The organism is Streptomyces sp. NEAU-YJ-81 (assembly GCF_017592595.1).
Classification (GTDB): Bacteria; Actinomycetota; Actinomycetes; order Streptomycetales; family Streptomycetaceae; genus Streptomyces; species Streptomyces hygroscopicus_B.
The window spans coordinates 109,847-135,099 of record NZ_JAGFNO010000014.1; the positions used below are offsets into that span (position 1 = coordinate 109,847).

At 71.2% G+C, this 25,253-nt stretch carries 23 protein-coding genes; 16 read left to right on the plus strand and 7 right to left on the minus strand.

The features are described 5' to 3' along the window. The first annotated feature begins 93 nt into the window (after positions 1-93). Complete coding sequence (locus tag J5X86_RS51010; protein WP_308124749.1) at positions 94-1,575, plus strand: NUDIX domain-containing protein; 1,482 nt, start codon at positions 94-96, stop codon at positions 1,573-1,575. Positions 1,576-1,806: 231 nt separating this feature from the next. Further along, positions 1,807-4,137 (plus strand): zinc-dependent metalloprotease, encoded by a 2,331-nt coding sequence (locus J5X86_RS27400; RefSeq protein WP_208519374.1) that lies wholly within the window; start codon positions 1,807-1,809, stop codon positions 4,135-4,137. 54 nt (positions 4,138-4,191) lie between these two features. Here the strand turns inward: J5X86_RS27400 and J5X86_RS27405 are convergent, their stop codons facing one another. After that, complete coding sequence (locus J5X86_RS27405; RefSeq protein ID WP_208519375.1) at positions 4,192-4,968, minus strand: GntR family transcriptional regulator; 777 nt, start codon at positions 4,966-4,968, stop codon at positions 4,192-4,194. 540 nt (positions 4,969-5,508) lie between these two features. On the opposite strand from J5X86_RS27405, the gene J5X86_RS27410 reads away from it, so the two are divergent. Genes J5X86_RS27410 through J5X86_RS27435 form a run of 6 tightly spaced genes read left to right on the plus strand, consistent with a single transcriptional unit; the run spans position 5,509 to position 12,300 of the window. After that, positions 5,509-6,594, plus strand: a complete 1,086-nt coding sequence (locus J5X86_RS27410; RefSeq protein WP_208519376.1) for an ABC transporter substrate-binding protein — start codon at positions 5,509-5,511, stop codon at positions 6,592-6,594. Next, positions 6,587-7,672: an ABC transporter ATP-binding protein gene (locus J5X86_RS27415; protein WP_208519377.1), complete on the plus strand. Its 1,086-nt coding sequence runs from the start codon at positions 6,587-6,589 to the stop codon at positions 7,670-7,672. The genes J5X86_RS27410 and J5X86_RS27415 overlap by 8 nt, the downstream gene beginning before the upstream one ends. Continuing rightward, on the plus strand, positions 7,669-8,592 hold the full coding sequence (locus tag J5X86_RS27420; protein ID WP_208519378.1) for an ABC transporter permease: 924 nt from the start codon (positions 7,669-7,671) through the stop codon (positions 8,590-8,592). The genes J5X86_RS27415 and J5X86_RS27420 overlap by 4 nt, the downstream gene beginning before the upstream one ends. After that, the gene (locus J5X86_RS27425; protein ID WP_243981581.1) at positions 8,589-9,416 is read left to right on the plus strand and encodes an ABC transporter permease; all 828 of its coding nucleotides are present in this window, start codon (positions 8,589-8,591) and stop codon (positions 9,414-9,416) included. Before J5X86_RS27420 ends, J5X86_RS27425 begins: the two co-directional genes overlap by 4 nt. 35 nt (positions 9,417-9,451) lie before the next feature. After that, positions 9,452-10,474, plus strand: a complete 1,023-nt coding sequence (locus J5X86_RS27430; RefSeq protein ID WP_208519379.1) for a dipeptidase — start codon at positions 9,452-9,454, stop codon at positions 10,472-10,474. Further along, a complete protein-coding gene (locus J5X86_RS27435) occupies positions 10,471-12,300 on the plus strand; it encodes an FAD/NAD(P)-binding protein (protein WP_208519380.1) in 1,830 nt (609 codons plus the stop codon). The genes J5X86_RS27430 and J5X86_RS27435 overlap by 4 nt, the downstream gene beginning before the upstream one ends. A gap of 298 nt (positions 12,301-12,598) precedes the next feature. Here the strand turns inward: J5X86_RS27435 and J5X86_RS27440 are convergent, their stop codons facing one another. Beyond that, positions 12,599-13,066 (minus strand): MarR family winged helix-turn-helix transcriptional regulator, encoded by a 468-nt coding sequence (locus tag J5X86_RS27440; RefSeq protein ID WP_208519381.1) that lies wholly within the window; start codon positions 13,064-13,066, stop codon positions 12,599-12,601. A 163-nt stretch (positions 13,067-13,229) separates the two neighbouring features. Between J5X86_RS27440 and J5X86_RS27445 the strand changes: the two genes are divergently transcribed. The 5 genes from J5X86_RS27445 to J5X86_RS27465 all read left to right on the plus strand — a co-directional run bounded on the left by J5X86_RS27445 (position 13,230) and on the right by J5X86_RS27465 (position 17,183). Continuing rightward, positions 13,230-14,279, plus strand: a complete 1,050-nt coding sequence (locus tag J5X86_RS27445) for an LLM class flavin-dependent oxidoreductase (RefSeq protein ID WP_243981582.1) — start codon at positions 13,230-13,232, stop codon at positions 14,277-14,279. Continuing rightward, positions 14,272-15,303, plus strand: coding sequence for an LLM class flavin-dependent oxidoreductase (locus J5X86_RS27450; RefSeq protein ID WP_208519382.1), 1,032 nt, complete (start codon positions 14,272-14,274; stop codon positions 15,301-15,303). The genes J5X86_RS27445 and J5X86_RS27450 overlap by 8 nt, the downstream gene beginning before the upstream one ends. Before the next feature lie 18 nt (positions 15,304-15,321). Further along, on the plus strand, positions 15,322-16,026 hold the full coding sequence (locus J5X86_RS27455; RefSeq protein ID WP_208519383.1) for an NADPH-dependent F420 reductase: 705 nt from the start codon (positions 15,322-15,324) through the stop codon (positions 16,024-16,026). Between the two features lie 128 nt (positions 16,027-16,154). Next, complete coding sequence (locus tag J5X86_RS27460; RefSeq protein WP_208519384.1) at positions 16,155-16,532, plus strand: DoxX family protein; 378 nt, start codon at positions 16,155-16,157, stop codon at positions 16,530-16,532. 87 nt (positions 16,533-16,619) lie between these two features. Beyond that, positions 16,620-17,183, plus strand: coding sequence for an NADPH-dependent FMN reductase (locus J5X86_RS27465; protein WP_208519385.1), 564 nt, complete (start codon positions 16,620-16,622; stop codon positions 17,181-17,183). A 163-nt stretch (positions 17,184-17,346) separates the two neighbouring features. On the opposite strand, the gene J5X86_RS27470 is transcribed toward J5X86_RS27465, so the two are convergent. Continuing rightward, positions 17,347-18,042, minus strand: coding sequence for a TetR/AcrR family transcriptional regulator C-terminal domain-containing protein (locus J5X86_RS27470; protein ID WP_208519386.1), 696 nt, complete (start codon positions 18,040-18,042; stop codon positions 17,347-17,349). A gap of 126 nt (positions 18,043-18,168) precedes the next feature. Here J5X86_RS27470 and J5X86_RS27475 point away from each other — a divergent pair, with 126 nt between their 5' ends. From J5X86_RS27475 to J5X86_RS27485, 3 genes are read left to right on the plus strand one after another with little or no spacing between them, the layout of a single operon-like run. Continuing rightward, positions 18,169-19,272 carry a hypothetical protein gene (locus J5X86_RS27475; protein ID WP_243981584.1) on the plus strand — a complete coding sequence of 368 codons (1,104 nt, stop codon included), beginning with the start codon at positions 18,169-18,171 and terminating at the stop codon, positions 19,270-19,272. Then, positions 19,269-19,832: an ester cyclase gene (locus J5X86_RS27480; RefSeq protein ID WP_243981586.1), complete on the plus strand. Its 564-nt coding sequence runs from the start codon at positions 19,269-19,271 to the stop codon at positions 19,830-19,832. The genes J5X86_RS27475 and J5X86_RS27480 overlap by 4 nt, the downstream gene beginning before the upstream one ends. After that, entirely contained in the window at positions 19,829-20,626 is a 798-nt protein-coding gene (locus tag J5X86_RS27485; RefSeq protein ID WP_208519387.1) for an MBL fold metallo-hydrolase, read from the plus strand. The genes J5X86_RS27480 and J5X86_RS27485 overlap by 4 nt, the downstream gene beginning before the upstream one ends. A gap of 43 nt (positions 20,627-20,669) precedes the next feature. On the opposite strand, the gene J5X86_RS27490 is transcribed toward J5X86_RS27485, so the two are convergent. The 4 genes from J5X86_RS27490 to J5X86_RS27505 form a co-directional block, all read right to left on the minus strand. Continuing rightward, positions 20,670-22,097, minus strand: a complete 1,428-nt coding sequence (locus J5X86_RS27490) for an Nramp family divalent metal transporter (RefSeq protein ID WP_078638154.1) — start codon at positions 22,095-22,097, stop codon at positions 20,670-20,672. An 89-nt stretch (positions 22,098-22,186) separates the two neighbouring features. Next, positions 22,187-23,140 carry a phosphoglycerate dehydrogenase gene (locus J5X86_RS27495; protein ID WP_208519388.1) on the minus strand — a complete coding sequence of 318 codons (954 nt, stop codon included), beginning with the start codon at positions 23,138-23,140 and terminating at the stop codon, positions 22,187-22,189. Then, positions 23,140-23,925, minus strand: coding sequence for an HpcH/HpaI aldolase/citrate lyase family protein (locus tag J5X86_RS27500; RefSeq protein ID WP_208519389.1), 786 nt, complete (start codon positions 23,923-23,925; stop codon positions 23,140-23,142). Before J5X86_RS27500 ends, J5X86_RS27495 begins: the two co-directional genes overlap by 1 nt. A 39-nt stretch (positions 23,926-23,964) precedes the next feature. Beyond that, on the minus strand, positions 23,965-24,945 hold the full coding sequence (locus tag J5X86_RS27505) for an aldo/keto reductase (RefSeq protein ID WP_078638157.1): 981 nt from the start codon (positions 24,943-24,945) through the stop codon (positions 23,965-23,967). Positions 24,946-25,253: the final 308 nt, after the last annotated feature.

The window sequence follows — 25,253 nt, forward strand, 5'->3', positions numbered from 1 at the left end:
ATCCCATCCACCACGGCGCCGGCCGCCCCGGTCCCTTCACACCCTCTGCGCCACCGCCTCGAACCCGTCGCTTTTGGGAAGGACGTACCCCTCGTGTCCATCACACAGGACGAATGGAACGCCGGCTACGCCGATGGCCGCCGCTATCGCCGGCTCAGCGACCGTGAGCGGTCACTGCTTGCCACGCACCTTCCCGCCCCTGTCGACGGCAAGGCCCTCGACGTCGGGTGCGGGGTCGGAGAACTCGCAGCCCACCTGTCCTCGCTCGGCTACCACGTCGACGCCGTCGACTGGTCCGACAGCGCCCTCGCCGAGGCAACCGCCCAGCACGGAAACGCCGCCCAGTGGCTGCGGCTGGACATCGAGCTGGACGACTGGGCGCCGCTGCACGCCGACGGCTACGACGTGATCACCCTCCGGTTCGTGTATCCCTTCCTGGAGCACCGCGACCGAACCATGCTGGCCCTCGGCAGCCGCCTGCGACCTGGCGCCGCCATCGTGGTCATCACCCCCCTCGCCGCCGACACTCCGGCCGAGCGGCGCGGCATCGCGCTCGACGAGGACGAACTCGCCCACCTGCGGGCCGGCTGGTCCACCACCGAACGTCACGACGCCGAAGGGCTGGCCTTCGTGGTCCTGCGCGGCCCTCACCCGGTCGAGGCCACGCCACCGTCCTCGCCGTCGGCCAACCACACGCAACACGCACCCGCCAATGCCCGAGACGCGACGCCCACCTCGCGACAGCACCACTTCACCCTGCGGGAGCGCTACTACGCCCAGGTGGAATCCGGACGCAAAACGATCGAAGTACGCGTCGGGACAGCCAAGAGGGCGGCCGTCGAAACCGGGGACACAATCGTCTTCCGCGAGCCGGACAGTGGGCGGGAACTCGACATCGTCGCGAAGCGGATCACCCCGTACAGCTCATTCGACGAGCTTCTGGACGCGGAGGATCCGGCACGCATCGATTCCGGCTCCACGCGCGAGGAGCAGCTCGCCAACCTCCGCCGCATCTACCCACCGGACAAGGAAGCCCTCGGTGCCCTGGCCTTCGAGTTCGACCACCGTCCGGGACGGCCCGGCCGCACCATGCCCCTGACTCCCGCGGAGTACGTTCAGACGGTGCCCCATCACACGGTGTACGGCTGTCTGTACATCCGCGACGAGCACGATCGCCCGGTTCAGCTGCGCTCCGTGTACGGCGACCGCCTGTGGCAGTTTCCCGGAGGCAACACCGACGCCGGGGAAGACCCTTTGGAGACCGCACGCCGGGAAGCGGCCGAGGAGACCGGGCTCGAACTCGGCCAGGGCCAACCACGCCTGCTGCTGACGCACTACCGCCCCCCGGGCCCCCGCTGGCCACTGGGCAAGATCGGCTTCGTCTTCGACGGCGGCCGACTCAGCTCCGAGCAACTGCGCCGCATCCGGCTCGACCCGGCCGAGCACGACCTGTGGGCCGTCCATGATCTCGCCGAGTGGCGACGCCTCATGGGCGAGACGCCCTTCGCCCGTCTCGATGCCGTCGAACGCACGCGTCAGGGCCAAGGCCCGAACTATCTGGCAACCGGGCCTTGATGCCCAAAACCGACGATGAAGCCACGCGGTCACCACTCTCCTCTCTCCGGTATGCGACGGGGAGAGGTCCTGGGCCCGCACGGGAAGGGCGAGCGGCGCGGTCGGAATACGAGAGGCATCGGGGCTTCAGGTGGCCACGTCCGACAGCCATGCGCAGGTCCGGCGCGTGCCCCTAGGATCGGCCACGTCCCGCCCGCCATGGGCCACCCGATCGTTTCCGAGGACACCGGTATGACCGACACCGAGCCCAGCCTCCCTGCCACCGATCCCGCCGCCGTGGTGCTGATCGGCGACGAAGGCCACGGCGGCCGGGTGCTGCTCGGCATCCGGGAGTTCGGCGTCCCGTTGCTTCTGGTGGTGTCCCACGCCCAGGGCCTGGGCTCCAGCGAGCTGGGCCTGGACCGCGGGCGATTGGGCAAGGCACGGGCGGCCGAGTTCCGGCGGGTCGGTGACCGTGTGCTGTTCGTGGTGCGCAACAAGCACTACCGGACCACGGGTGACCCGGCCGCCGTGCGGGCCGGTGAGGAGTCCTTCGCACCGGCCGTGCTGTGGAGCGGGCCGGTGCTGCGCGAGGAGTCGGGTGCCGCCGTCGTGGACGCCACGGACCTGGTGGTCACGGACCTCGACCGGCTGGCGGAGCACCTGTACGAGCGGGAACAGGGCGAGTACGAACTCGACGCCTCGGCCAGTCTCGCGCTGACGGGCGAGGCGCGGACCGGGCCCGGGAGCGTCCGCCTGCCGGCCCTGCTGACGTTCCGGGGGGCCGGCCGGGGCGCGGCGGTGCGGGGCGTCGCCGCGGATCCGTCCGCGCTGACCTTCGTCCAGCACCTCATCCTGTTCCGGCTGCCGCGGCGGCCGCTCGCCGCCCGGCGCTATCACCCCGGATCGGGCGGTTACGGCATCGGCCACACCGATCACGGGATGTCCGGGACGGGCGACACCCGGGTCATGTTCCAGCCGCGGTTCCGGCTGGAGAGGACCGGTTCCGCCACCGGCCGGGTCCGGCGGCCGATCGTCTTCCAGGTCGACCCGGCGATCCCCGAACCGTTCCGCGCGGCGGTGATCGAGGGCGGCAACTGGTGGCGGGAGGCGTTCGCCCGCCTGGGCATACCGGACGCCTACCGGGTGGAGGCCGGCGGGCCGGACTTCGATCCGCACGATCCGGACGTCAACGCGGTGGTGTGGGTGCACCGGGCCGGACGCGGCTGGTCGCACGGTCAGGCGCTGACCGATCCGCGGTCGGGCGAGATCCTCACGGCGCGGGTGCGGCTGGGATCACAGCGCCTGGAACAGGTCCGCGCCCTCGGCGAGGCCCTGCTGGCCCCCTACGGCCACCCCGATGAGACGCGGCGGCTCGCCGCCGTCGAGGAACTGGTCCTGGCCCGGCTGCGCCACCTCGCGGCCCACGAGATCGGGCACGCCCTCGGCTTCATGCACAACTTCGCCAGCACATCGCACCCCCGGCCCTCGGTCATGGACTACCCCCACGCGCGGATCTCCGTCACCGAGGACGGAGAGCCGGACCTGTCCGCCGCGTACGGCCCGGGCCTGGGCCCGTGGGACCACTTCCTCGTCGCCCACGCGTACGGCGAATTCCCGGAGGGTGACGAGGGCCGCTCGCTGGCGGGGCTGCGCGCCGAGGCCGCCGAGGCCGGGCTGAGCTACGTCACCGACGAGGACGGCCGTGGGCCGGGCGCGGCCCACCCCGGGGGCGTTCCGTGGGTCATGGACGGGGACGCCCTGGCCTCGCTCGCGGCCATCCTGCGCGTGCGCGCCGTCGCGCTGGCGGGTTTCTCGCCCGGAGTCCTGCCGCCCGGAAGGCAGACCGGGGAGTTGGAGGAGCGGCTGGTGCTGCTGTACCTGCTCCACCGGCACGAGGTGACAGCCGTCGCCCGTCTGATCGGCGGCGTCCACTACGCGTACGGCCTGGCCGGAGAGCCGGGGGGTGGATCGACGGCCGTGGAGGGGGCCGCGCAGTGGCGGGCCGTGGACACCTTGGCATCCCTGCTGGGCGCCGAGGAACTGGCCCTGCCCGGGGCGGCGCTGCGTTCGGTGACTCCCCCGGCCATCCGCTACGAGCGGACCGCGCAGTCCTTCGACACCGCCGGCGGCCGGGTCTTCGACCCGTTCACGGCGGTGCGGTCGGCCGCGGCGGTGGTGACCGAGGCGCTGCTGGAGCCCGCGCGGCTGAACCGCCTCGCCTGGCAGCACGCCGTCGATGCGGCCGTGCCGGGCGTCACCGGCCTGCTGGACGCGCTGCTGACCGCCACTTGGCGGCGGCCCGGTCCGGTCGCGCCGGACGTGGTGGCGGGTGCCGCCGTCCAGTACACCGCCAACTGGGTCCTGCTGCATCACCTGCTCCGCACGCTCGGCGCCGATGAGCTGCACGCCCCGGTCCGGGCCGAGATCCGGGCGGTGCTGCGCCAACTGGCCGGGGAACTGGAGCGGGTGGGCGGCCCTCAGGAGCGGGAGGCCGCTGAGTTGATCCGTGGCCATCTGACCGACGCGGCATCGGTGCGGGCGGATCCGCTTCCCCGGATACCGCCGGGGGCGCCCAATTGACACCCGGGCCCCGGGCCCCGGCCGGGCCGGTGGCCACGGCGGTGCCCGGGCGTCTCATGCCGGGCCGGGGCCGTCGGCGGGCACGGCGGGGATCTCGTAGGCGAGGCGGAAGCGTTCACCGGGGATCACCAGATCCGCCGTCTCCAGGGGACCCTCGCCCCCGTAGTAGGTGCGCTCTATGGCCGCGACCGGCGCGCCCGGGGCGATGTCCAGCGTTTCCGCTTCCTCACGGGTGGCGAACCGGGACGTGACGGTCTCGGTGGAGCGGGTGACCGGCAGCCCGATGGAGGACATGCGGGCGATGACACTGCTGCCCGCCATGGGCCCGGCTCCCGGCAGCGCGACCGGCGTTCCGCCGGTGATGCTCAGCGGCTCCCAGCTCACGCAGAGCATGGCGGGACTGCTGTCCCGGGTGAGGAGGTATTCGCTGCGGACCACCGGGTCCGTGGCGGCGATGCCCAGGCGGCGGGCGGTCTCCGGGGAGGCCGGTTCCGTCCGGGACCGTGGCCTGCCGCGCACCGAGCCCGCTCCGGACGCCTCCCGGCCGCCCTCGCTGAGCGCCAGCCTGCCCTGGAGCCGCTGACGGGTCCAGGACCGCTCCATGGTGCTCGAGGAGCGCTGCTCGCGGACGAAGACTCCCACTCCCGCCCGCCCCTTCGCCAGACCGTCGTCCACCAGGGCCCGCACCGCGGCGGCGGCGACGTTCGAGCCGACGCCGTAGGCGCGGGCGATGTCGGCCCGCGAGGGCAGCGGCTCACCCGGCGCGAACTCGCCCTGTTCGATCCGGCGGCGCAGATCGGCTGCGACCGTCCGGTAGGCGGCGACCCCCATGCCCGTCTCACTTCCTGGATAGCGTCTCGGAATCCGAGAAATTTCGCGCCGGTCCGGCCCGGCCGGCCGACCACGGGGACGGCTCCACCCGGTGGACCGCCCGGAGCCTGATGCAACAAGTGCGGCCGCCGACCCGCTTTCCCTCGCAGTCTGCCACGATCCACCGACCACCTGATGCAACAGCCATCGCCCTGGACGGAGGCCGGGAGGCCCCGTCATCTGCCCTCTGAGCAGCCGCGTTACCGACGAGAGGGGCTTTGCGCACGGCGTCGGGCCGGGCTACCTTGCAGCTCCGGCCGATGAGCCCGTCTCGTCGGGCGAACATCTTCGTGGACACACTGTCGGCTCAGACCTGTCGGTGAGGAGGCCAGCGCATGTCGGAAGGAACGCCGTACCACCCGGCGGCGCGGCCGGCCGACGACGCCCGGGAGTCCTGTAGCGGGACGTCCGGCTGACACCCGCGGCCGTACACGGTTGCGGCGGGCCGGACGTCGCCCCGCTCCTCCGCACACCTTCCACCGGATCCACCGGAGACCAGCCATGCCCTCCCCTCGCCCCGCCCTCGCCGCGTCGGCCGCGCTGACCGCCACCGCGCTGCTGGCCACCGCCTGCTCCTCCACCGCCTCGCCCGCCGGCTCCTCCGGCGGCGGCTCGGGCAAGCAGACGGTCACCTTCATGGGCTTCTACGGCAGCTTCCAGGACGAGTTCACCAAAACGGTGATCGACCCCTTCGAGAAGGCCAACCCGGACATCACCGTCAAGTACGTGCCCATCCAGAACTCCGCCGAGGTGCTGGCGAAACTGCGGGCGAGCAAGTCGCGGCCGGTCGCCGACGTCGCCCTCATGGACCGCTCCGTGGCGCCGACGGCCAACAAGGAGAAGGTGTTCGCGAAGCTGGACCCGGCGAAGGTGCCCAACCTCCGCCGACTCGTCGACACCGCGAGGAGCAAGGACGGCTACGGTCCGGGCTTCAGCCTCGACAGCCTGTCGATCCTCTACCACTCCAAGAAGGTCAAGCAGCCGCCCACCAGCTGGAACGACCTGTGGGACCCGGCGTACAAGGGCAAACTGGCGATGCCCATCGCGGACACCCGGGGCGTCGCGCTGATCATCGCTCTGGAGAAGATCCTCGGCGGCGACTACAAGAAGGACATCGACCCGGCGATCGGCAAGCTCAAGAAGCTGGCCCCCGGTGTGGAGACATGGCAGCCCTCGCCGGACGTGTACACCGCGGTCCAGTCCGGCGAGGCGCAGGTCGCCGTGGGCTGGAACGCCCGCGGTCAGTACTACAAGGACTCCTCGGGGGGCGTCGTCCAGCCGGTCCTGCCCAAGGAGGGCACGGTCACCCAGATCAACACGATCAATCTGGTCGGCAACTCACCGCACACCGCCGCCGCGCAGAAATTCATCGACTACGCCATCGGCGCCAAGGCCCAGAAGGCGTTCGACGAGGCGGCCTTCTACGCGCCCGTCAACAGGGACGTGCGGCTCTCCCCGGCCGTGAAGAACCGTACGGCGGCGTCCGACGTCCAGCGGAAGAACCAGATCCCCATCGACTGGGACTGGCTCACCACGCGCTACACCGCCTGGGTCGACCGCATCAAGCAGGAGGTCATCAGTGGCTGACGCACCGCATCTGGTGCTGCGTGGGCTGGCCAAGACCTATCCGGGCGCGGACGGGGCGGCCGTCCGCGGCGTCGACCTCGCCGTGGAGCGCGGACTGATGCTGGCGGTCCTGGGGCCGTCCGGGTGCGGTAAGTCCACGACCCTGCGGCTGATCGCCGGGCTCGTCACGCCCACCGCGGGACACGTCGAGGTCGACGGACACGATCTGACCGGTGTGCCCGTGCACCGACGTGACATGGGCGTGGTGTTCCAGTCGTACGCGCTCTTCCCTCATCTGGACGTGGCCCGCAACGTGGCGTTCGGCCTGGAGATGCGCAAGCTGGCGAAGGCGGAGGTCAGGCGCCGGGTCGGCGAGGCACTGGACCTGGTCCGCCTCGGGCACCTGTCCGGGCGGCGGATCGCCCAGCTGTCCGGCGGCCAGCAGCAGCGCGTGGCACTCGCCCGCGCCCTGGTCGTCGAGCCGTCCGTGCTGCTGCTGGACGAACCGCTGTCCAACCTCGACGCCCAGCTGCGCACGGCCATGCGGGACGAGATCGGCCGCATCCAGCGCGAGACCGGCATCACCACCGTGTTCGTCACCCACGACCAGCAGGAGGCCCTGTCGATGGCCGATGCCGTCGCCGTGATGAACGAGGGCCGCATCGAGCAGACCGGCACCCCGGAGGACATCTACGAGCGGCCCGCGGGCCCGTTCGTGGCCCGCTTCGTGGGCCGGGCCAACCTGATCGAGGGCACCTCCCGCGGGCGCGACGGAGAGCGCACGGTGGTGGAGCTGCCGGGCCTCGGCAAGATACCGGCGGCCGGGGGCCCGGTGGAATCGGGCCGCCCGGCCACGGTGCTGCTGCGTCCGCACCGCATCGCCCTCGCGCCCTCGGCGGACACCGGCGCGCCCCATGGCACGGTACTGTCCGCCGCCTATGCCGGCGAGACGGTCGCGTACCGGGTGCGGATCGGCGGCGACGGGCCCGTCCTGGACGTGGAACGGCCCACCGGCACTCACCAGGCACTGGGCCCCGGTGCCGAGGTCGCGCTCTCCTGGGCCCCGGAGGCCCCCCGGATCGTAGTGGGTTCGGCATGACCGCACCCGCCGCGCCCGCCGTGTCCGCTCCGGCCGCGGTGAAGGCCCGCGGATCCGGACGCCATGCTCTCGCCCTGCTCGCGCCGGGGATTGTCGCACTGCTGCTCACCTACGCGATGCCGCTGCTGTGGGTGGTGCGGATGTCCGTCAACGAGTCGGGGCAGGGCGGCACCATCCGGCAGACGGTGTCCTTCGCCACCTTCGCCAAGGTCCTGGGCAGCGCCCACTGGTGGAACGTCATCGGTCAGACGGTGGAGCTGGGCGTCCTGGTCACCGTCTGCACCCTGGTCGTCTCCTACCCGATCGCCCTGTTCCTGGCCCGCACCACCAGCCGCCTGCGCGGCCTGCTGGTCGCGCTGGCCGTGACCCCACTGCTGATCTCCTCGGTCGCCCGCACCTTCGGATGGATGGCGATCCTCGGCAACCAGGGCCTGGTCAACAAGTCGCTGACCGGTCTCGGACTGATCGACGAGCCGCTGCGGCTGGCCAACAACCTCACGGGGGTGGTGATCGCCTCGACGGAGATCTACATGCCGTTCGCGATCCTCGCGATGATCAGTGGCTTCGGCCGGCTGGACCCGGAGCTGGAGCACGCGGCGGCCTCGCTGGGCGCGCCCCGCCACACGGTGTTCCGCAGGGTCGTGCTGCCGCTCACGCTGCCGGGCGTACTCACCGCGGCGCTGCTGGTGTTCGTCCTCAGCCTCAGCGGCTATGTGACACCCCGTCTGATCGGTGGCGGCCGGGTCTTCGTGCTGGCCACGGAGATCTACGACCAGGCCACCACGGCCCTGGACTGGCCGGTGGCCGCCGTGCTGTCCGTGCTGCTGCTCGCCGTGTTCGGGGTGGTCATCGTGGTGTACCAGCGCGCCCAGAAGGTGCTCGAAGCCCGTTTCACCGGACCACAGGGGGCACGCTCATGACCGGCCACCCGGGAGTCCGGGCGCCGTGGCGGACCCGGCTGGGCCGGATCCTGTGGGGCACGGTCCTCGTCGCGCTCTATCTGTTCCTGCTCGCGCCGATCCTCGTGGTGCTGGTGGAGTCCTTCGACAACGCGACCTATCTGCGCTTTCCGCCCGAGGGGTTCACGTTCGACGCCTACCGGCAGGTGTTCGGCAACGCCGCGTTCCGCACCGGAATCCAGGTCAGCGCCGTCACGGCCGCGGCGACCGCGCTGCTGGCCCTGGTGGCGGGGGTGCCGGCGGCCCTCGCGCTGACCAGGCTGCGGTTCCGCGGGCGGGCGGCCGTCGAGGCGGCGTTCCTGTCGCCGCTGCTGGTCCCACACATCGTGCTGGGCCTGGCGCTGCTGCTGATCCTGGCGCCGATCCCGCTCACCGACACCTACCCGGGCCTGATCGTGGCCCATCTCGGTGTGACCGTGCCCTATGTCGTGCGCACCGTCTCGGCGGCGCTGGCCTCCGCCGACCCGAGTGCGGAGGAGGCCGCCCGGACGCTGGGCGCGAGCGGGTTCACCGCGTTCCGGCGCATCACGCTGCCCGTGATCCGGCCGGGCCTGTTCTCGGGCGGCGTCATCGCCTTCCTGCTGTCCTTCGACGAGACGGTGATCTCGCTGTTCGTCTCCGGGCAGAACACCGTGCCGCTGCCGGTCGCCATCCTCCAGTACGTCGAGTACCGCAGCGATCCGTCGGTCGCCTCGCTGTCGGTCCTGCTCGTCCTGTTGTCCGTGGTCGTGGTCGTCGCTGTGGAGCGCGGGATCGGCCTGCGCCGCTCCCTGCGCTCCGGCTGACGTCCTCGTCCCCTCACCTTTCAAGGAGTTCCACCGTGTCCCTCGACACAGCCGCCCTGCACCACGACAGCGTGGTCTTCAACGCCCTCGACTGCACCCCGTTGGCCTGGGCGGACGAGACCTACCTCGGCAAGCTGGCCGCCTCCGGGGTCACGGCGATCAACCACGCGGTGTCCATCTCCCAGGATTACGACGCCGCGGCCGCCGCCCTGGTCGGATGGCAGCGGCGCCTGGCCGAGACCCGGGGGCGGCTGTTCCAGGCATACGGCCTCGAGGACGTGGCGCGGGCCAAGGCAGACGGCTCCATCGCCTGGTTCGCCGGATTCGAGGACAGCAAGCCGGTCGGCGAGGACCTGTGGCGGCTGGCGGCCTTCCACCAGATGGGTCTGCGGTTCATGGGGCTCACCTACCAGAACCGGAATTTCGCGGCCGACGGCAGCGGGGAGAGCGCCAACGGCGGGCTGAGCCGCTTCGGCCGTGCGCTGGTCAAGGAGTGCAACCGGCTCGGGGTCGTCCTCGACCTGTCGCACACCGGGGAGCGTTCCACGCTGGAGACCATCGAACTGTCCGACAAGCCGGTTCTGGTCACCCACGCGGGGCTGACCCATTTCGTCGACAGCCCGCGCAACAAGAGCGACGTGGTGGTGCGTGAACTGGCGGCGCGCGGCGGGGTGTTCGGGCTGGCGGCCAAGTCCGGTTTCCTGGACCCGGACGGTCTGACCCGCCGCCCGAGCGCGCAGGTCTTCGCGGACAACATCGACTATCTGGTCGAGCTCGTCGGCATCGACCATGTCATCGTCGGCACCGACGTCGGCGACGAGCGCAAGTACTCCCGTGAGGGCATGGCGCGGGTGCGCCGCCTGTACCCCGAGATCCCCATGGCCGGGGAGGACCTGGACCTGGACCGCCTGCACCCCGAGGGCATGGGAACCCCGGCCGATCTGCCCGTCATCACCGAACTGCTGGTGGGCCGCGGCTACACCGCCGCGGACATCGTCAAGGTCCTCGGCGGCAACCTTCAGCGGACCCTCGCCGGCATCTGGGACACGGCGGCATGACCGGACGTCCGGTGAGCATCGCCGTCGTGGGAGCCGGACCGCGCGGTACGGCCGTCCTGGAACGGCTGATCGCGAACCTCGGCGACCGGGCAGCACGGCTGCACGTGGTGGAGCCGCACCTGCCCGGCGCCGGCCGGGTGTGGGACCCCGGGCAGCCCGAGCACCTGCTGATGAACACCCTCGCCGGACACGCCACCGCCTTCCCCGACCGCAGTGTGCGGATGGCCGGGCCCGCCACCGAAGGACCCGCCTTCCTCGACTGGGCACGCGACCACGCCCCGGGCCTGAGCCCCTGGGACCATCCCGCACGCGCGCAGATGGGCCGCTATCTGGCCTGGGCGTACCGGCGCATGGTGGACTCGGCCGCCGGGAACGTCCGCATGGTCCACCACTCGGTGCGGGCGGTGGCGCTCGACGAGGAGGACGCGGCGGCGGGCGGCCGACTGCGCCTGGGGCTGGCCGACGGGACCACTCTGCTGGTGGACGCGGTGGTCCTCGCCACCGGTCACACCGACCAGCGGGCCGCGCCCGATCAGCTCGAACTCGCCTCCTGCGCACGGGAGTCGGGTCTGGTCCACCTGCCACCGGGTCAGCCGCACGAGGCGCGCCTCGATCTGCTGCCACCGGGCGAGCCGGTGCTGGTACGCGGTCTGGCGCTCAACTTCTTCGATCACATGGCGCTGCTCACCGCCGGGCGCGGCGGCCGGTTCACCGGCGACGGTGACCGGCCGGCTTACGTTCCCTCCGGCCGCGAGCCGCACCTGATCGTCGGGTCGGGCCGAGGCGTACCGTACCTGGCCCGGGGCCAGGAGCCCGGCCGGATGCCCGCCGGACACACGCTGCGCCACTTCGACGGCGCCGCCGTCGGGCGGCTCGCCACGCGGCGGCCCGGCACCGTCGACTTCATGACCGAGGTGTGGCCGCTGATCGCCAAGGAGGCGGGCGCGGCCTGGTACCGGACACTGCTGGAGGTACGCCCCGGCGCCGTGCCCGCGCCCGGGTTCACCGAGCGATACGCGGCGGTGGAGCATGGGTCCGCGGCATGGTCGGCGCTGCTCGACGAGGAGGTGCCCGACCCGGCCGACCGCTTCGACCTGTCGGCGCTCGACCGGCCGCTGGACGGCCTCCGGTTCGACGACCGCGCGGCGTTCGGTGACTGGCTGACCGGGCGGCTGCGCGCGGACCTGGACGCGGCCCGGGCGCCCGGGCGCAGCCCCGTGAAGGCCGCCGCGGCCGCGGTGGCCGCGGTGAAGGGGCAGGTCCGGCGGGTCGTTCTCGCCGGGGTGCTGACCGGTCCGTCGTATCGTGCGCTGGCGTGGTTCCGTGCCTTCGGCGCCCATCTGTCCAGCGGCCCGCCGGCCCGGCGGATCGCGGAACTGATCGCCCTCCATGACGCGGGCGTCGTGACGTTCCTCGGGGCCCGCCCGGAGGTGGCCGTGCGCCGGGACGACGGCGCCTTCCACGCCGTGTCCCCCACCACCGGCGGCCCTCCGGCGCGGGCACGCGCGCTGCTCGACGCCTGGCTGCCCGGCACGGACCTCGCGACCACCGCGGACCCACTGCTGCGCTGCCTGCTCACCGCGGGTCTGGCCCGTCCGCACCGGGGCGGTGCCGCGGAGACGGCCACGGCCAGTGGCGCCCTGGACGTCGAACTGCCCGAGCACCGGGTGCGCCGCCCCGACGGCCGGCCGCACCGGCGGCTGTACGCGTTCGGGATCCCGACGGAGGGCATCCACTGGAACACCGCGATCGGCGCGCGGGCGCGCGCCGACGCCGATCTGTTCCGCCACGCCGACACCATCGCCCGGGCCGCCCTCAGCCCTTGATGACTCCCGCCGGGAGCCGGATCGTCCACCCGCGCACGGGTGATGTGGTGCGCGTGAGACATCTGGCCGGGCCGCCCGTCCAGCCGGATTGTTCGGCGCCCGGCCCGGCATGCCCTGACCTCCGGGAAGTCTGTCCACGGTTGTTCGTGGTCGCGATCGCGGCGGTGTTCTTCCTCATGCGCCGCCGTGGTGACGCCCGGTCATAGCCGGATTCTGCCGGGTCAGCGGTGAAACAGGTCGCGGACGAGGTGGCCGAGGGTCCAGCGGGTGACCACGGTGTCCGCGGTCGTCGCCGTGATCAGGAGGGTTCCTCGTCCAGCTTCTCCACCACGCGCTCGGAGACCTGCGCCAGCGTCCGCAGCTCCGCCGGCGTGATGTGGTCGAGGAACAGAGCGCGGACCGCCTCCACGTGACGGGGGGCAGCGGCCTCGATCATCGCGCGCCCCTCGTCCGTGATCACGACGAACGCGCCACGCCCATCCTCGGCGCACTCGTCCCGGACCACCAGCCCCCGCTTCACCATGCGGGCGATGTGATGGGACATCCGGCTCTTTTCCCACTCCAGCGCCCGGGCAAGATCCAGAAACCTCCGCCGCCCGTCCGGTACGTCCGTCAGCTCGACCAGCACTCCGAAGTCCGCGGCCGACACATTCGACTCCGTCTGCAACGAGCGCGACAACCGGGCCCGGAGCCTGTCATGCAACCGGATGAAGCTCCGCCATGCGCACTGCTCCTCTGGCGTCAGCCATCGCACCGTCTCTTCCATGGGAGAAAGTGTAAACGTAGTTGATAGTTCACCGAACACCCACACGGGCCCCGACGGGCCCGACCTCGCACCGAACCACCCGCTTGGTTGACATATCAATTACATTGGATCGATGATTGACACGTCAACCAGATCCCCTCGGGGAGCGCATCAGGAGAGGTCCATGACGGCCACAGCCTTCGAAGTGGGGCTCAACTCGTTCGGCGAGGTCGCGACCGACGGCGACCGGCCGCTGAGCGACGCCGAGACCGTTCGCCTTCTCGTCGAGGAGGCCAAGCTCGCCGAAGCGGCCGGGCTCGACGTGTTCAGCCTCGGCGAGCACTACCGTCCAGGCCATACCGACAGCGCCACTCCCGTCCTGCTCGCCGCGATCGCCACCGCGACGGAAGGCATCCGGCTCGGCACCTCGGTCACCGTACTGAGCACGAACGATCCGGTACGGCTGTACCAGGAGTTCTCCACCTTGGACGCCGTCTCGAACGGCCGCGCCCAGCTCGTGCTGGGGCGGGCGTCGGCCACCGAGTCGTTCCCACTGTTCGGCTATGACCTCGCCGACTACGAAGAGCTGTTCGAGGAGAAGCTGGATCTGTTCCTGCGGCTCCAGCGCGAGGAGGCGGTGACCTGGTCGGGCAGGTTCCGGCCCCCGCTCGTCGAGCAGCGACTGCACCCCCGGATGCCGCCCGGTGGCATTCCCACCTGGATCGGTGTGGGCGGCAGCCCGAACTCCGTGGTGCGCGCGGCCCGCTACGGGTTGCCGCTCATGCTCGCCATCATCGGCGGCCGCCCCCAGCGCTTCGCCGGCCACGTCGAGCTCTACCACCGCACACTCGAGCAGTACGGGCACGCTGGGCAGCCGGTCGCCCAGCACTCGCTGGGGCTCGTCGCGGACACCGACGAGGAGGCGGTCGAGACCTGGTGGCGGTACTGGCAGCCGGCCGTCGCCCGGCTGGCTCAGGAGCGCGGGTTCTACAAGCCGACCCGCGAGCGCTACGAGGCGGAGATCGAGACGGGCGCTCTTTTCGTCGGCTCGCCCGAGACCGTCGCCCGCAAGATCGCCACGATGGCCCGCGATCTGCGCCTGAGCCGTTTCGACCTCAAGTACGACGTCATGAATCTGCCCCGCGAAGCCCGTGCCCGCTCGATCGAGCTGCTGGGCCGCGAAGTCGCCCCGCGCGTGAGGGAACTGCTTGCGAAGGAGCCCATCCATGTCTGATCTCGTCTTCGGACTGGACACGTTCGGCGATGTGCCGGAAGACGACTCCGGCAGACCGGTCTCCGACGCCCGGGCCATCCGGCAGGTCCTCGACGAGGCCGTTCTCGCGGAGGAGACCGGCGTCGAGGTCATCGCCCTCGGTGAACATCACCGCCCGGAGTTCGCGATCTCGTCCCCGGAGACCGTGCTCGCGGGCATCGCCACCCGCACCAGCCGTATCCGCCTGTCGTCCGGCGTGACCGTGCTGAGCTCGGACGACCCGGTCCGGGTGTTCCAGCGGTTCGCGACCGTGGACGCACTGTCCAACGGCCGGGCCGAGGTCATCCTCGGGCGCGGCTCCTTCACCGAGTCGTTCCCCCTCTTCGGCTACGACCTCGCCGACTATGACGTGCTGTTCGAGGAGAAGATCGAGCTCTTCGCCGAACTCCTCGAGGAGAAGCCCGTCACCTGGAGCGGCACCAAGAGGGCCCCGCTGGAGAACGCCAATGTCTTCCCCAAGACCGAGTCAGGACACCTGACCACCTGGGTCGGCGTCGGCGGCTCACCCCAGTCGGTCGTCCGCACCGCGCAGTACGGATTCCCGCTGATGATCGCCATCATCGGCGGCTCCCCACAGCGCTTCGCGCCCTACATCGACCTCTACCGCCGCGCCACCGACAAGTTCGGCACGACCGCTCATCCGGTCGGTATGCACTCCCCCGGCTTCATCGCCGACACGGACGAGGAGGCCCGCGAGCTGCACTGGCCGCACTACAAGGTCATCCGTGACCGCATCGGCGCGCTGCGGGGCTGGCCGCCCATCCGCAAGGAGGAGTACGAGGCCGAGATCGAGCACGGCTCCCTCTACATCGGCTCGTCCGAGACCGTCGCCCGAAAGATGGCCCGCGCCATCGAGGCACTCGGCGTGGGCAGGTTCGACCTCATCTACACCACGGGCGCACAGCCGGTCAGCGCTCGCCTGCACGCCGTCGAGCTGTACGGCACCAAGGTGATCCCGATGGTCCGCGACATCCTCGCGGGCTGACGCACGAACGGAGAAGACATGCACACCACCGCAGTGCGTACCGTCGGCATCCTGGGGGCGGGAAAGGTCGGCACCGTGCTCGCACGGCTGGCCCTGACGGCCGGCCATCGCGTGCTCATCGCCGGATCGGGCGATCCCGCGAAGATCGCCCTCACCATCGAAGTCCTGACCCCCGGCGCGGCCGCGGTGACCGCCGAGGAGGCCGCGACGAAGGCGGACATCGTCGTCCTGGCGCTTCCGCTCGGCAAGTACCGCGGTATCCCGGCCGAAGTGCTGCGCGGGAAGCTCGTCATCGACGCGATGAACTACTGGTGGGAGGTCGACGGCGGCCGCGAGGACCTCACCGACCCGCTCACCTCCTCGAGCGAGATCGTGCAGGCGTACCTGGCGGGAGCGCGCGTGGTCAAAGCGTTCAACCACATGGGCTACCACGACCTCGAGGACGGCGCCCGGCCCGCGGGCACGCCGGGCCGCAAGGCGATCGCGATCGCCGGGGACGATCCGGACGACCTCGCCACCGTGGCGCGCCTCGTCGACGCCCTCGGCTTCGACCCCGTCGCGGCCGGAGGGCTGGCCGAAGGCGTACGCCTCGAACCGGGAACGGAGCCTTTCGGTGCCAACGTCGGCGCCGCGGAGTTGCGCGCGATGCTCAACCGCTTCCCGCAGTCGGAGCGCGGACGGGCCGTGATCAGCGCACGGACCCCGGCCGAACGCGCGGCCTGACCCATCTCGCCGAGATCACGGGTTGACGTGTCATCTACCTTCTTCTAGGTTGGATGATAGTTCAACTAGTTCTCTGTGGGCCCGCCAGCGGGTTCCGCACCACCCGATCACCAGAGGTATCTGTACCTGTGAACGTCACCTTGTGGGCTGTCGCGGCCCTGCTCGCCCTGGTCTACCTCGGAGCCGGCGCTGCCAAGCTCGCTCAGCCGAAGGAGAAGCTCCTGGCCAGCCCGTCCATGGGCTGGGCCGAGGACTTCCCGCCAGGGGTGATCAAGACGATCGGTCTGCTCGAGGCCCTCGGCGCGATCGGGCTGATTCTGCCCGCAGCGGTCGGCATAGCCCCGGCGCTGGTCCCGCTGGCCGCTTCCGGCCTGGGACTGATCATGTTCGGCGCCGCGATCACCCACAGCCGGCGCGGGGAGGCCAAGTCGGTCCCCATGAACGTGGTGCTGCTGGCGCTGACCGTTTTCGTGGCCTGGGGTCGATTCGGGCCCCACTCGTTCTGACGGCACCCGCAGGAGAGCCGCGCGCTTCCTGAACTCCGGTTCAGGGCCCCGTAACAACCCGGAACACCGCACCGATAAGGACACCCCATGACCAGGATCGGCATCATCCTCGGCAGTACACGCCCCAACCGCAATGGCGAGCAGGTGGCCCAGTGGGTCCACGACATCGCCTCCCAGCGCGGCGACACCGAGTTCGAACTCGTCGACCTGCGTGACTACCCGCTGCCGCATCTGGACGAGCCGCTGCCCCCGACGATGGGCCAGTACCAGGGGGAGCACACGAAGAAATGGGCGGCGAAGATCGCCTCCTTCGACGGGTTCGTCTTCGTCACCCCGGAGTACAACCACAGCACATCCGGCGTGCTCAAGAACGCCATCGACTACCTGTACGCGGAGTGGAACAACAAGGCGGTCGGTTTCGTCTCGTACGGCGGGGTCGGCGGGGCCCGGGCCGTGGAGCATCTGCGGCTTGTCGTCGGCGAGTTGCAGATGGCCGACGTCCGTCAGCAGGTGGCGCTCTCACTGATCACCGAGTTCGAGAACTTCAGCGTCTTCAAGCCCGGCGACTACAACGTGGACGGGCTCAACACGCTGCTCGACCAGGTGGTCGCCTGGAGCGGAGCCCTGGCGCCGCTCCGCGCCGCCGCCTGAACCGCCTCGGGCGCAGCCGGACCCGCCTCCGGGTCCGGCACCCGAAACCCGACGGCACCCCTGCTTCCACGGCTTGGCCTCGCTGACCTTGATCTTGGGCTTGTGCTGCCCCTTGCCCGCCTCACCGATGGCCTTGGGATTGGGACTCGAGGAGCAACCGCCCTCACGGTAGCTGGCGGCCGCGGCCGTCGTCGTAGGGAACGCCGACCCTGGCGGCCAGGCCGGAAATCAACAGCTCCAGGCCGTACTGGAACTCCGCGTCGTCATCGCTGTCGGCCAGATGGGGCGCGGTCGCGGTCAGAAGTGGGTCGCCGGAGGCCGCGATGGCTTCGGTGCGCTGCTGGACCTGGTCGCTGTCCATGGCGCCCAGATAGATGGCGTACCCCAGATCGCGCATGATCGAGCCGACCACGAAGGCGGTGTAGCCGCGCAGGGCGTGGACCATCTCCTCGGGGTCGAGGCGGAGTTCGTCGAAACAGGACAGCGTGGAGCGGATGGCTTCCAGGGCGGCGGGCGACTGCGTGGGCCGGGTCAGCACCAGGGGGAACGCCTTCGGGTGCTGCTTGGCGGCGGCGCGGAAGGCGGCGGCGTGGGCCCGGATCCGCTCCTGCCATGTTCCGCCCTCCTGCTCGGGAAAGGCGATACCGGCCAGCAGCGCTTCGGCGACGCCGTCGAGAAGGGCACCCTTGTTCGGTACGTGGCTGTAGAGCGACATGTTCTCGATGTCGAGCTCGGTTGCCAGCTTGCGCAGGGAGAAGGCGTCGGGGCCGTCGCGGTCGATCATCGCCACCGCTGCCGCGATCACCTTTTCGCGGGTCAGGCCGAGCCGCCTGCCACGGCCGGTTCCTCGCGCCGTCATGCGTCACCTTCCCTTGACATCACTTGCGTCGCAAGTCTAGCGTCCCGACCCACAAAACGTGCGGTGCAAGTGTCACTTTGAGTGATCGCACTGGGTTCACGAGCTGACCAGGGAAGGACCCGATCGTTGAAGCTCGCCTGGCAGGACACCGACGTCCTCGACATGCCCACGCTCGGCACCCCGATCACCGTGCTCGGCGGCCTCGAGGACATACCCGGCGGCTACGGCGCACAGCTCACGTGGGCCCGTACGCGGGCGAAGGCGCTGCGTACCGAGTTCGCGGCGACCGGTACCCCGGACAGCGTGACCACCTGCGACCTGGTGACCCTGCCCTATCCGACGAGGTTCGGCCTCTTCCGTGCCTCCCGGGCCATCGCCCCGTTCCTCGCCATCACCAACCGCATGCTCATCGTCCGCTGGACCGAGAGCGACGGGCGGCGACGGGTGCTCCTGTTCGAGCCGAGCGACGTCCAACTCGGCCGAAACACCCCGTACTTCGCCGCCCTGTCCCGCCGTACACCTGGCCCGGTGCGATCCCTGATGGTCACCGAACACGGCACGGTCCTCGGACATCTGGCCGGGCTCGGCATCGCGCCCGAGGACGTGGACTATCTCCTCTTCGACCACCTGCACACCCAGGACCTGCGCCGGTGGATCGGCACCAGCACACCGCAGCCGGACTTCGGCGACGGTCCCCTCGAGCCGGTCTTCCCCCACGCCAAGGTGATCGTGCAACGGCGTGAACTGCTGGCCATGTCCGAGCTCCACCCGCTTCAGCGGCCGTGCTACCAGCCCGATGCCTACCGGGATGTGCGGCCCGAAGCCTTTCTCGCCGTCGACGGCTCGCTGCTCCTCGGCCCCGGTGTCGCGGTGATCGCCACCCCCGGCCACGTTCTGGGCAACCAGACCCTCCTGCTGAACACCTCCAGCGGCATCTGGGCGTCCAGCGAGAACGCCATCGCCGCCGAGTGCCTGACCCCCGAGCACTCTCGCATGCCCGGCATCGCCCGCTGGGCTCGCGCCTGGCAGCAGGAGGTCGTCCTGAACGCCAACACCATCGAGACGACCGCCGAGCAGTACAACTCGCTCGTCATCGAGAAGACGCTCGTCGACCGCTCCCAGGCCGACCCCCGCTTCTTGCAGTTCTTCCCCTCCAGCGAGCTGACCGCCGCCTGGACCAACCCCGGCACCAGCCCCACCTTCACCCACAAGGCAGTGACACACCGATGACCACCGTGCTCAGCGACGAGATCCGCGCGTCCCGCCAGAAGCTGGTCCTGGACCACTTCCACGACGAGGTCCGCCAGGAGTGGGACGACGTCCTGGCCACCTTCCCGCATCCGCGCTACGAACTGATCCCCACCATGACGGTCCACGACGGCGACACGGCCGTACGCGGCTACTACCGCGACAGCCGCCACGCCTTTCCCGACCAGGACCACGAGATCATCGCCCTGCGCCACAGCGACGACGCCGTGATCGTCGAATTCTGGCTGCTGGGCACGCACCTCGGCCCGCTGGGCGCGATCCCGCCCACCGGAAACCGCTTCCGGGTCCGCATGACCGCGTACTTCATCTTCGACGACGACGGAGACGGCGGCGAGAACCTCATCTGCGAGCGGGTCTACTTCGACAGCCTCACGCTGCTGAAACAGCTTCTCGGCGGCCTGAACCTGCGCAATCCGCGCAACTGGCTCCTGGCCATCCGCTGCCTGCGCGGACTCCTCAAGGAAGCCGGCGGCACCCCACACCCCGCCCTCGTCAACACACCGAAGACCGACCTGTCGTGAAGGTCCACCACCTCAACTGCGGCACCATGCACCTGCGCGGCGGACCGCGGCTGGTCTGCCACGTCCTCCTCCTCGAGACGGACGCACAGGGACTCGTGCTCGTCGACTCCGGCTTCGGCCTCCTGGACACCGCCACCCCCGGCCGCCGCGTGGGCCCGGCCCGCCACTACATCAGACCGGCCCTCGACCCCGACGAAACCGCAGCCCGCCAGGTCGAACGGCTCGGCTTCCGCCGCGACGACGTCCGCCACATCGTCCTCACCCACTTCGACTCCGACCACATCGGCGGCCTCGCCGACTTTCCGGACGCCACCGTTCACGTCACCGCGGCCGAGGCACACGGCGCGATCCACGCCCCCTCCTGGCGCGAACGCCTCCGCTTCCGCCCCGCCCAGTGGGCCCACGGCCCGAGCATCGTCGAACACAGCCCGGACGGCGACGCGTGGCGCGGATTCGCGGCCGCCAAGGAGCTCGACTCCGTCGCGCCCGGCATCGTCCTGGTCTCCCTCCCCGGCCACACCCGCGGCCACGCCTGCGTCGCGGTCGACACCGGCACCCGCTGGATCCTGCACGCCGGCGACGCCTTCTACCACCCCGGCACCCTCGACGGCCGCGCCCCCGTGCCCGCGGCCCTCCGCGCCATGGAAACAGCCGTCGCGTACGACCTGGAACAGGTCCGCGCCAACCACGCCCGCCTCAGCGAGCTGCACCGGCGCGCGGAATCCGACCTGACGATCATCTGCGCCCACGACCCGGCCCTGTACGAGGCGATGCGGGCCGGGCGGGCCGCGTGAGCCCGCCCCACACCGGCCTCACCGGGCCAGGGCCCGTCACCGTTCAGCTGCCGGGCGTGAGCTCGAGCGTGTCGAGCACTCCGTACACCCCGAGGAATGCGATCGCCACGCTGCTCAGGACGAGGGCGGCGGTCAGCCAGGGGTTGGCGCGGAAGCGGGGCGGGACGCCGGTGTAGCGCAGGCGCCAGACCGCGACCACGACCGCGAGCAGGAAGATGCCACCGCCGATGCCGCCGATCTGCACCATCAGGACCGGGGACTGGACCCACAGGAAGATGCACATCCACACCGGGGGCAGGCAGCAGGTGAGGATGCGGATGGTGCGCGTGCGCGAGCGCATGTCGTGCCAGTCGACCACTCCGAGCAGACCGAGGGTGTTGGTCCACAAGCGGGGGACGCTGGCCGACGAGGCGACGGTGACCGAGAAGAGGACGGCGATCGCACCGGCCAGGAAGAGGTACTCCGCCCATGGGCCGAGCGTGTCGGTGTAGATGTGCGACAGCGTGGTGATCATGTCGTTGCCCTCGGGCACCAGGCCCTGCGGGTGGAGCACCGAGGCGCCGATCACGTAGAAGGACAGGGTGCAGAGGGTGCACACGACCCAGGAGACGCCCACGTCGAGCCGCATGACCTTGAGCCAGCCCTCGGCCCGCCGGGCGCGCTGCTCGCTGCCGTCGTCCGGGCCGGTCCAGCGGGCGTAGCCCTTCTCCAGGCACCAGTAGGTGTACGTCGTCATCTCGTCGGCGCCGACACCGGTGATGCCGAACATGGCGAGCGCGATGCCGACCGTGCCCGCGGGTATCTCGAAGCTCAGTCCGCCGGCGAGCTGCTCGGTGCCGTACCCGAAGGCGGTGAACGGCAGGGCGAGGGCAAGGCCGACGGTGATGATCGTCTTGAGGGTGATGCCGATGACCTCGACCCGCTCGACGACGGGGTACTTGCCCGTCTGCAGGATGAGGATGGCGGCGCCGGTCACGATCAGGGCCCAGATCGTCAGCGATGATGTGCTCAGCGACGCGCCGTGGATCGGCAGCAGGATCGAGCAGGCCGCCGCGGTGCCGCCGATGATGCCGCCGCGCTGGAACATCTTGGCGAAGTCCATGCCGATCCAGAGCCAGTTGATCCAGCTCAGCCGGCCGATCCGGGGGCCTACGTCGCGGAAGCCGTCGAGCGCGGGCCGGCCGTTGAGGATGGTCCAGCGGGCCAGCTCCATCTGCACCCACACCTTGACCGCGGTCGAGATGATCACCAGCCACAGCAACGCGAACCCGGCCTTCGCGCCGAGCGAAGTGGTGGTGATCAGCTCCCCGGAGCCGACGACGGCGGCGGACAGCACGAGCCCGGGGCCGAGGTGGCGCACTCGGCCGCGGAAGGTCTCGGGGGCCGGGCGGGCGTCTTCGGCGCGCAGGGCGTACGGGTCGGCCTGCGCGGGTGGCGGCGGCGCAGTGGCACCGTCGGTCGTGGTGGACATATTGGATCCTTAGGGGATCTTCCGGCGCCATCGCCGGTATCCGGAATGGGGAAAAGGGGTCGTGTCGTGGTGCGGTGTGCGGTGGTGTCTCAGCGCGCTTGGTGGTGCGGCTCCTCGCCCGCCAGGACGCGGACGACGTCCTCGGCCACCATCGCGCCCATGGCCTGGTTGGCCTCGGGCGTGCAGGCGGCCATGTGGGAGGTGAGGAGGGTGCGCGGGGCCTCGCGCAGCGGGTGGTCGGCGGGCAGGGGTTCGGTGCTGAACGCGTCGAGGGCCGCGGCCCCGAGGTGCCCGGAGCCGAGCAGGTCGGCGAGCGCTCGTTCGTCGACGAGGCCGCCGCGCGCGGCGTTGACCAGGATCGCGCCCGGCTTCATCGTCGCCAGGCGGGCGCGGTCGAGCAGCGGGGTGCCGGACGGGTCGGGCGGAGTGTGCAGGCTGATGGCATCGGCGCGCGCCAGCAGGGCGTCGAGCGCGGCCGGTTCGGCGCCGTGCTCGCGGACGTCGGCCTCGGAGACGTACGGGTCGTGGGCGAGCGGCTCCATCCCGAAGGCGCGGGCGTAGCCGGCCAGCAGGCGGCCGATGCGGCCGAAGCCGATGATGCCCAGCGTCTTGCCGTGCAGCTCGGGGCCGAACAGCTTCGGCCAGCCGCCCGCCGCCACCGCGCTGTGCGAGGTGGCGAGGGAGCGGGTCGCGGACAGCAGCAGGCCGAAGGTGTACTCCGCCACCGCGCGCGAGTTGCTGCCCGGCGCGCACACCACGGGTATCGCGCGCGCGTGGGCGGCGGCCACGTCGATGGTGTCGACGCCGACGCCGTGCTTGGCGATCACCTTGAGGCGGGGCGCGGCGTCCATCACCTCGGCGGTGATCGGGTCCATGCCGACGATCAGCGCATCCGCCTCGGCCGCGTGTTGAAGCAGTTCGGCGGTGGGCAGCGCGGCGTCCTCGCGGGGCCGCAGGGGACCCGCTCCGGCCTCCTCCAGGATCTGCCAGGGGCGCGCCGAATGCCGGGCGAAGGTGGGCGTGGTGATGAGCGTGGTCGGCATCAGCGGGCCTCGCCGCGTGCCGCCTGAAGGTGGGACGTCGCGATCTGCTGCAGGTGCACGACGTCGGCCGCGACCGTGGCGAATGTGAAGCCCTCGGCGAGGCGACGGGCGGCGCTCTCGCCGTCGGCGTTGTGAATGCCGGCCGCGATGCCCGCCGCCTCGGCCGCCTTGCGGACGCGGGCGAGGGCCTGCTCGAACTCGTCCTGTACGGAGGAGTCGGTGGACGTCGCGCCGCCGATGGCCAGGCGCAGGTCGGACGGGCCGACGTAGACGCCGTCCAGGCCGGGGGTCGCGCAGATCTCCTCGACGTTGGCCAGGCCGTCGGCCGTCTCGATCATCGCGAGGACGGCGGTCTGGTCGTGCGTGTCGGCCGGGTTCGGGCCGATGCGCAGCTGGGCACGCATCGGGCCGTACGAGCGGCGGCCCAGCGGCGGGTAGCGGACGGCGGCGACGGCGTCGGCGGCGTCCCGGGCATTGTCGATCAGCGGGACGATCACGGCGCTCGCGCCCGCGTCGAGCGCCTTGCCGATGTAGGTGAGGTCGTTGGCCTCGACGCGCACCATGCCGACGGCGGTGCTGCCCTTGGTGTCGATGGCGAGGAGGTTGTGCAGCATGCCCTGGTAGCCGAAGAGGCCGTGCTGGGCGTCGAAGGCCAGGTAGTCGTAGCCGACGCGGGCGAGGCGCTCGGCGGCGATCGGCGAGTCGAGCAACGACCAGTAGCCGATGAGCCGCTCGCGATTGCGCAGCGCGGCGACGAACTGGGCGGAGGTGCGGCCGGTGGCCATGGGTGTCTCCCTTGCGACGTTGCGAGGTGGGTGGCGGGGTCAGCGGTTGTAGGCGGGCATCGGGCCGCGCAGGCGGGCGCCGACCTCGTCGCAGGCGGCCACGACATCCACGGGCAGCGGGCCCGCGGACGCGGCGGCGATATTGGCCTTCAGGTGCTCGACCTTGGAGCCGCCGAGCAGCAGCGCGTCGGTGGAGGGCCGGGACAGCAGCCAGCGCAGGGCCAGGTCGGTCAGCGGCAGGCCCGCCTCGGAGGCGATGCGGGTGAGGTCGGTGACGGCACGGAACAAGTCCTCGTTCCAGTACCGCTCGCGGTACATCACGGCCAGCTTGGAGTCGCCGAAGCGCCCGTCGCCCGGGGCCTGCTCGAAACGGTGGCGGCCGGTGAGCAGGCCGCCGCCGAGCGGGTTGTAGACCATCGTGCGCAGTCCGGTGGTGGCGGCGTACTCCGTGAATTCCTCCTCGATACGGCGCGCGAGGAGATTGTGGAGCTGCTGGGCGACGACGGGGCGGGGTGCGCCGACCTCGTCGGCCACCCGGTTCAGCTCGGCGATCTGCCACGCGGCGAAGTTGGAGACGCCGAGGGCGAGGACCTTGCCCGCCCGTACGAACTCGGCGATGGTCGCCAGGGTCTCGGTGAGCGGTGTCCTGCGGTCCGGCTGGTGCAGGTAGAAGAGATCGACGCGGTCGGTGCCCAAGCGCTTGAGGCTCCCGTCGAGCGCGGCGCGCAGGCCCTCGGGGGAGAGCGGCGCGTGCTCGCCCTGGTCGGGGTGCGGAATGCCGGCCTTGGTGGCGAGGACCACCTGGTCGCGGCGGCCGGGCAGCAGCTCGGCGAGGATGCGCTCGCTCTCACCGCCCGCGTAGCCGTTGGCCGTGTCCACGCCGGTGATGCCCGCATCGAGCGCGGCGTCCACCATCGCGGCGGCCGTCGCGCGGTCGGCGGTGTCGCCGAAGGTCATCGTCCCGAGGACGAGCGGGGACAACGGGACGGGCACGTGCGGGAGTGCGAGGCCGACGGTCACGGCGGGTTCCTTCCGAGGCGGGTGGTGCGGGTGCTGCGGGTGATGCGTGGTGCTGGTCGTGCATAGTGCCGGTCGTGCGGGTGATGCGGTCGTACTCGTAGGCGATCACATGCGTGATGTGCGCATGGCGGGTGGCACCATACGGCTACCCGGCCTCGACCGGTCGCCGCGGTGGTTCCCGCCGACGCGCTCCGCCGCGACCGGGTGTGATGCGATGCGATGTGCTGTGTAAGCGCCGGTCCGCGTCGCGTCCACGAAGGCGACCACGGTCCACGGGTGACGGCCGTCGGCGCCATGGGAACGCTCGC

Coding starts and splice junctions, on each gene's coding strand:
- J5X86_RS27400 (WP_208519374.1), top strand. CDS start 1,807: ATGACCGACACCGAGCCCAGCCTCCCTGCCACCGATCCCGCCGCCGTG.
- J5X86_RS27405 (WP_208519375.1), bottom strand. CDS start 4,968: ATGGGGGTCGCCGCCTACCGGACGGTCGCAGCCGATCTGCGCCGCCGG.
- J5X86_RS27410 (WP_208519376.1), top strand. CDS start 5,509: ATGCCCTCCCCTCGCCCCGCCCTCGCCGCGTCGGCCGCGCTGACCGCC.
- J5X86_RS27420 (WP_208519378.1), top strand. CDS start 7,669: ATGACCGCACCCGCCGCGCCCGCCGTGTCCGCTCCGGCCGCGGTGAAG.
- J5X86_RS27425 (WP_243981581.1), top strand. CDS start 8,589: ATGACCGGCCACCCGGGAGTCCGGGCGCCGTGGCGGACCCGGCTGGGC.
- J5X86_RS27435 (WP_208519380.1), top strand. CDS start 10,471: ATGACCGGACGTCCGGTGAGCATCGCCGTCGTGGGAGCCGGACCGCGC.
- J5X86_RS27440 (WP_208519381.1), bottom strand. CDS start 13,066: ATGGAAGAGACGGTGCGATGGCTGACGCCAGAGGAGCAGTGCGCATGG.
- J5X86_RS27445 (WP_243981582.1), top strand. CDS start 13,230: ATGACGGCCACAGCCTTCGAAGTGGGGCTCAACTCGTTCGGCGAGGTC.
- J5X86_RS27450 (WP_208519382.1), top strand. CDS start 14,272: ATGTCTGATCTCGTCTTCGGACTGGACACGTTCGGCGATGTGCCGGAA.
- J5X86_RS27455 (WP_208519383.1), top strand. CDS start 15,322: ATGCACACCACCGCAGTGCGTACCGTCGGCATCCTGGGGGCGGGAAAG.
- J5X86_RS27465 (WP_208519385.1), top strand. CDS start 16,620: ATGACCAGGATCGGCATCATCCTCGGCAGTACACGCCCCAACCGCAAT.
- J5X86_RS27470 (WP_208519386.1), bottom strand. CDS start 18,042: ATGACGGCGCGAGGAACCGGCCGTGGCAGGCGGCTCGGCCTGACCCGC.
- J5X86_RS27480 (WP_243981586.1), top strand. CDS start 19,269: ATGACCACCGTGCTCAGCGACGAGATCCGCGCGTCCCGCCAGAAGCTG.
- J5X86_RS27490 (WP_078638154.1), bottom strand. CDS start 22,097: ATGTCCACCACGACCGACGGTGCCACTGCGCCGCCGCCACCCGCGCAG.
- J5X86_RS27495 (WP_208519388.1), bottom strand. CDS start 23,140: ATGCCGACCACGCTCATCACCACGCCCACCTTCGCCCGGCATTCGGCG.
- J5X86_RS27500 (WP_208519389.1), bottom strand. CDS start 23,925: ATGGCCACCGGCCGCACCTCCGCCCAGTTCGTCGCCGCGCTGCGCAAT.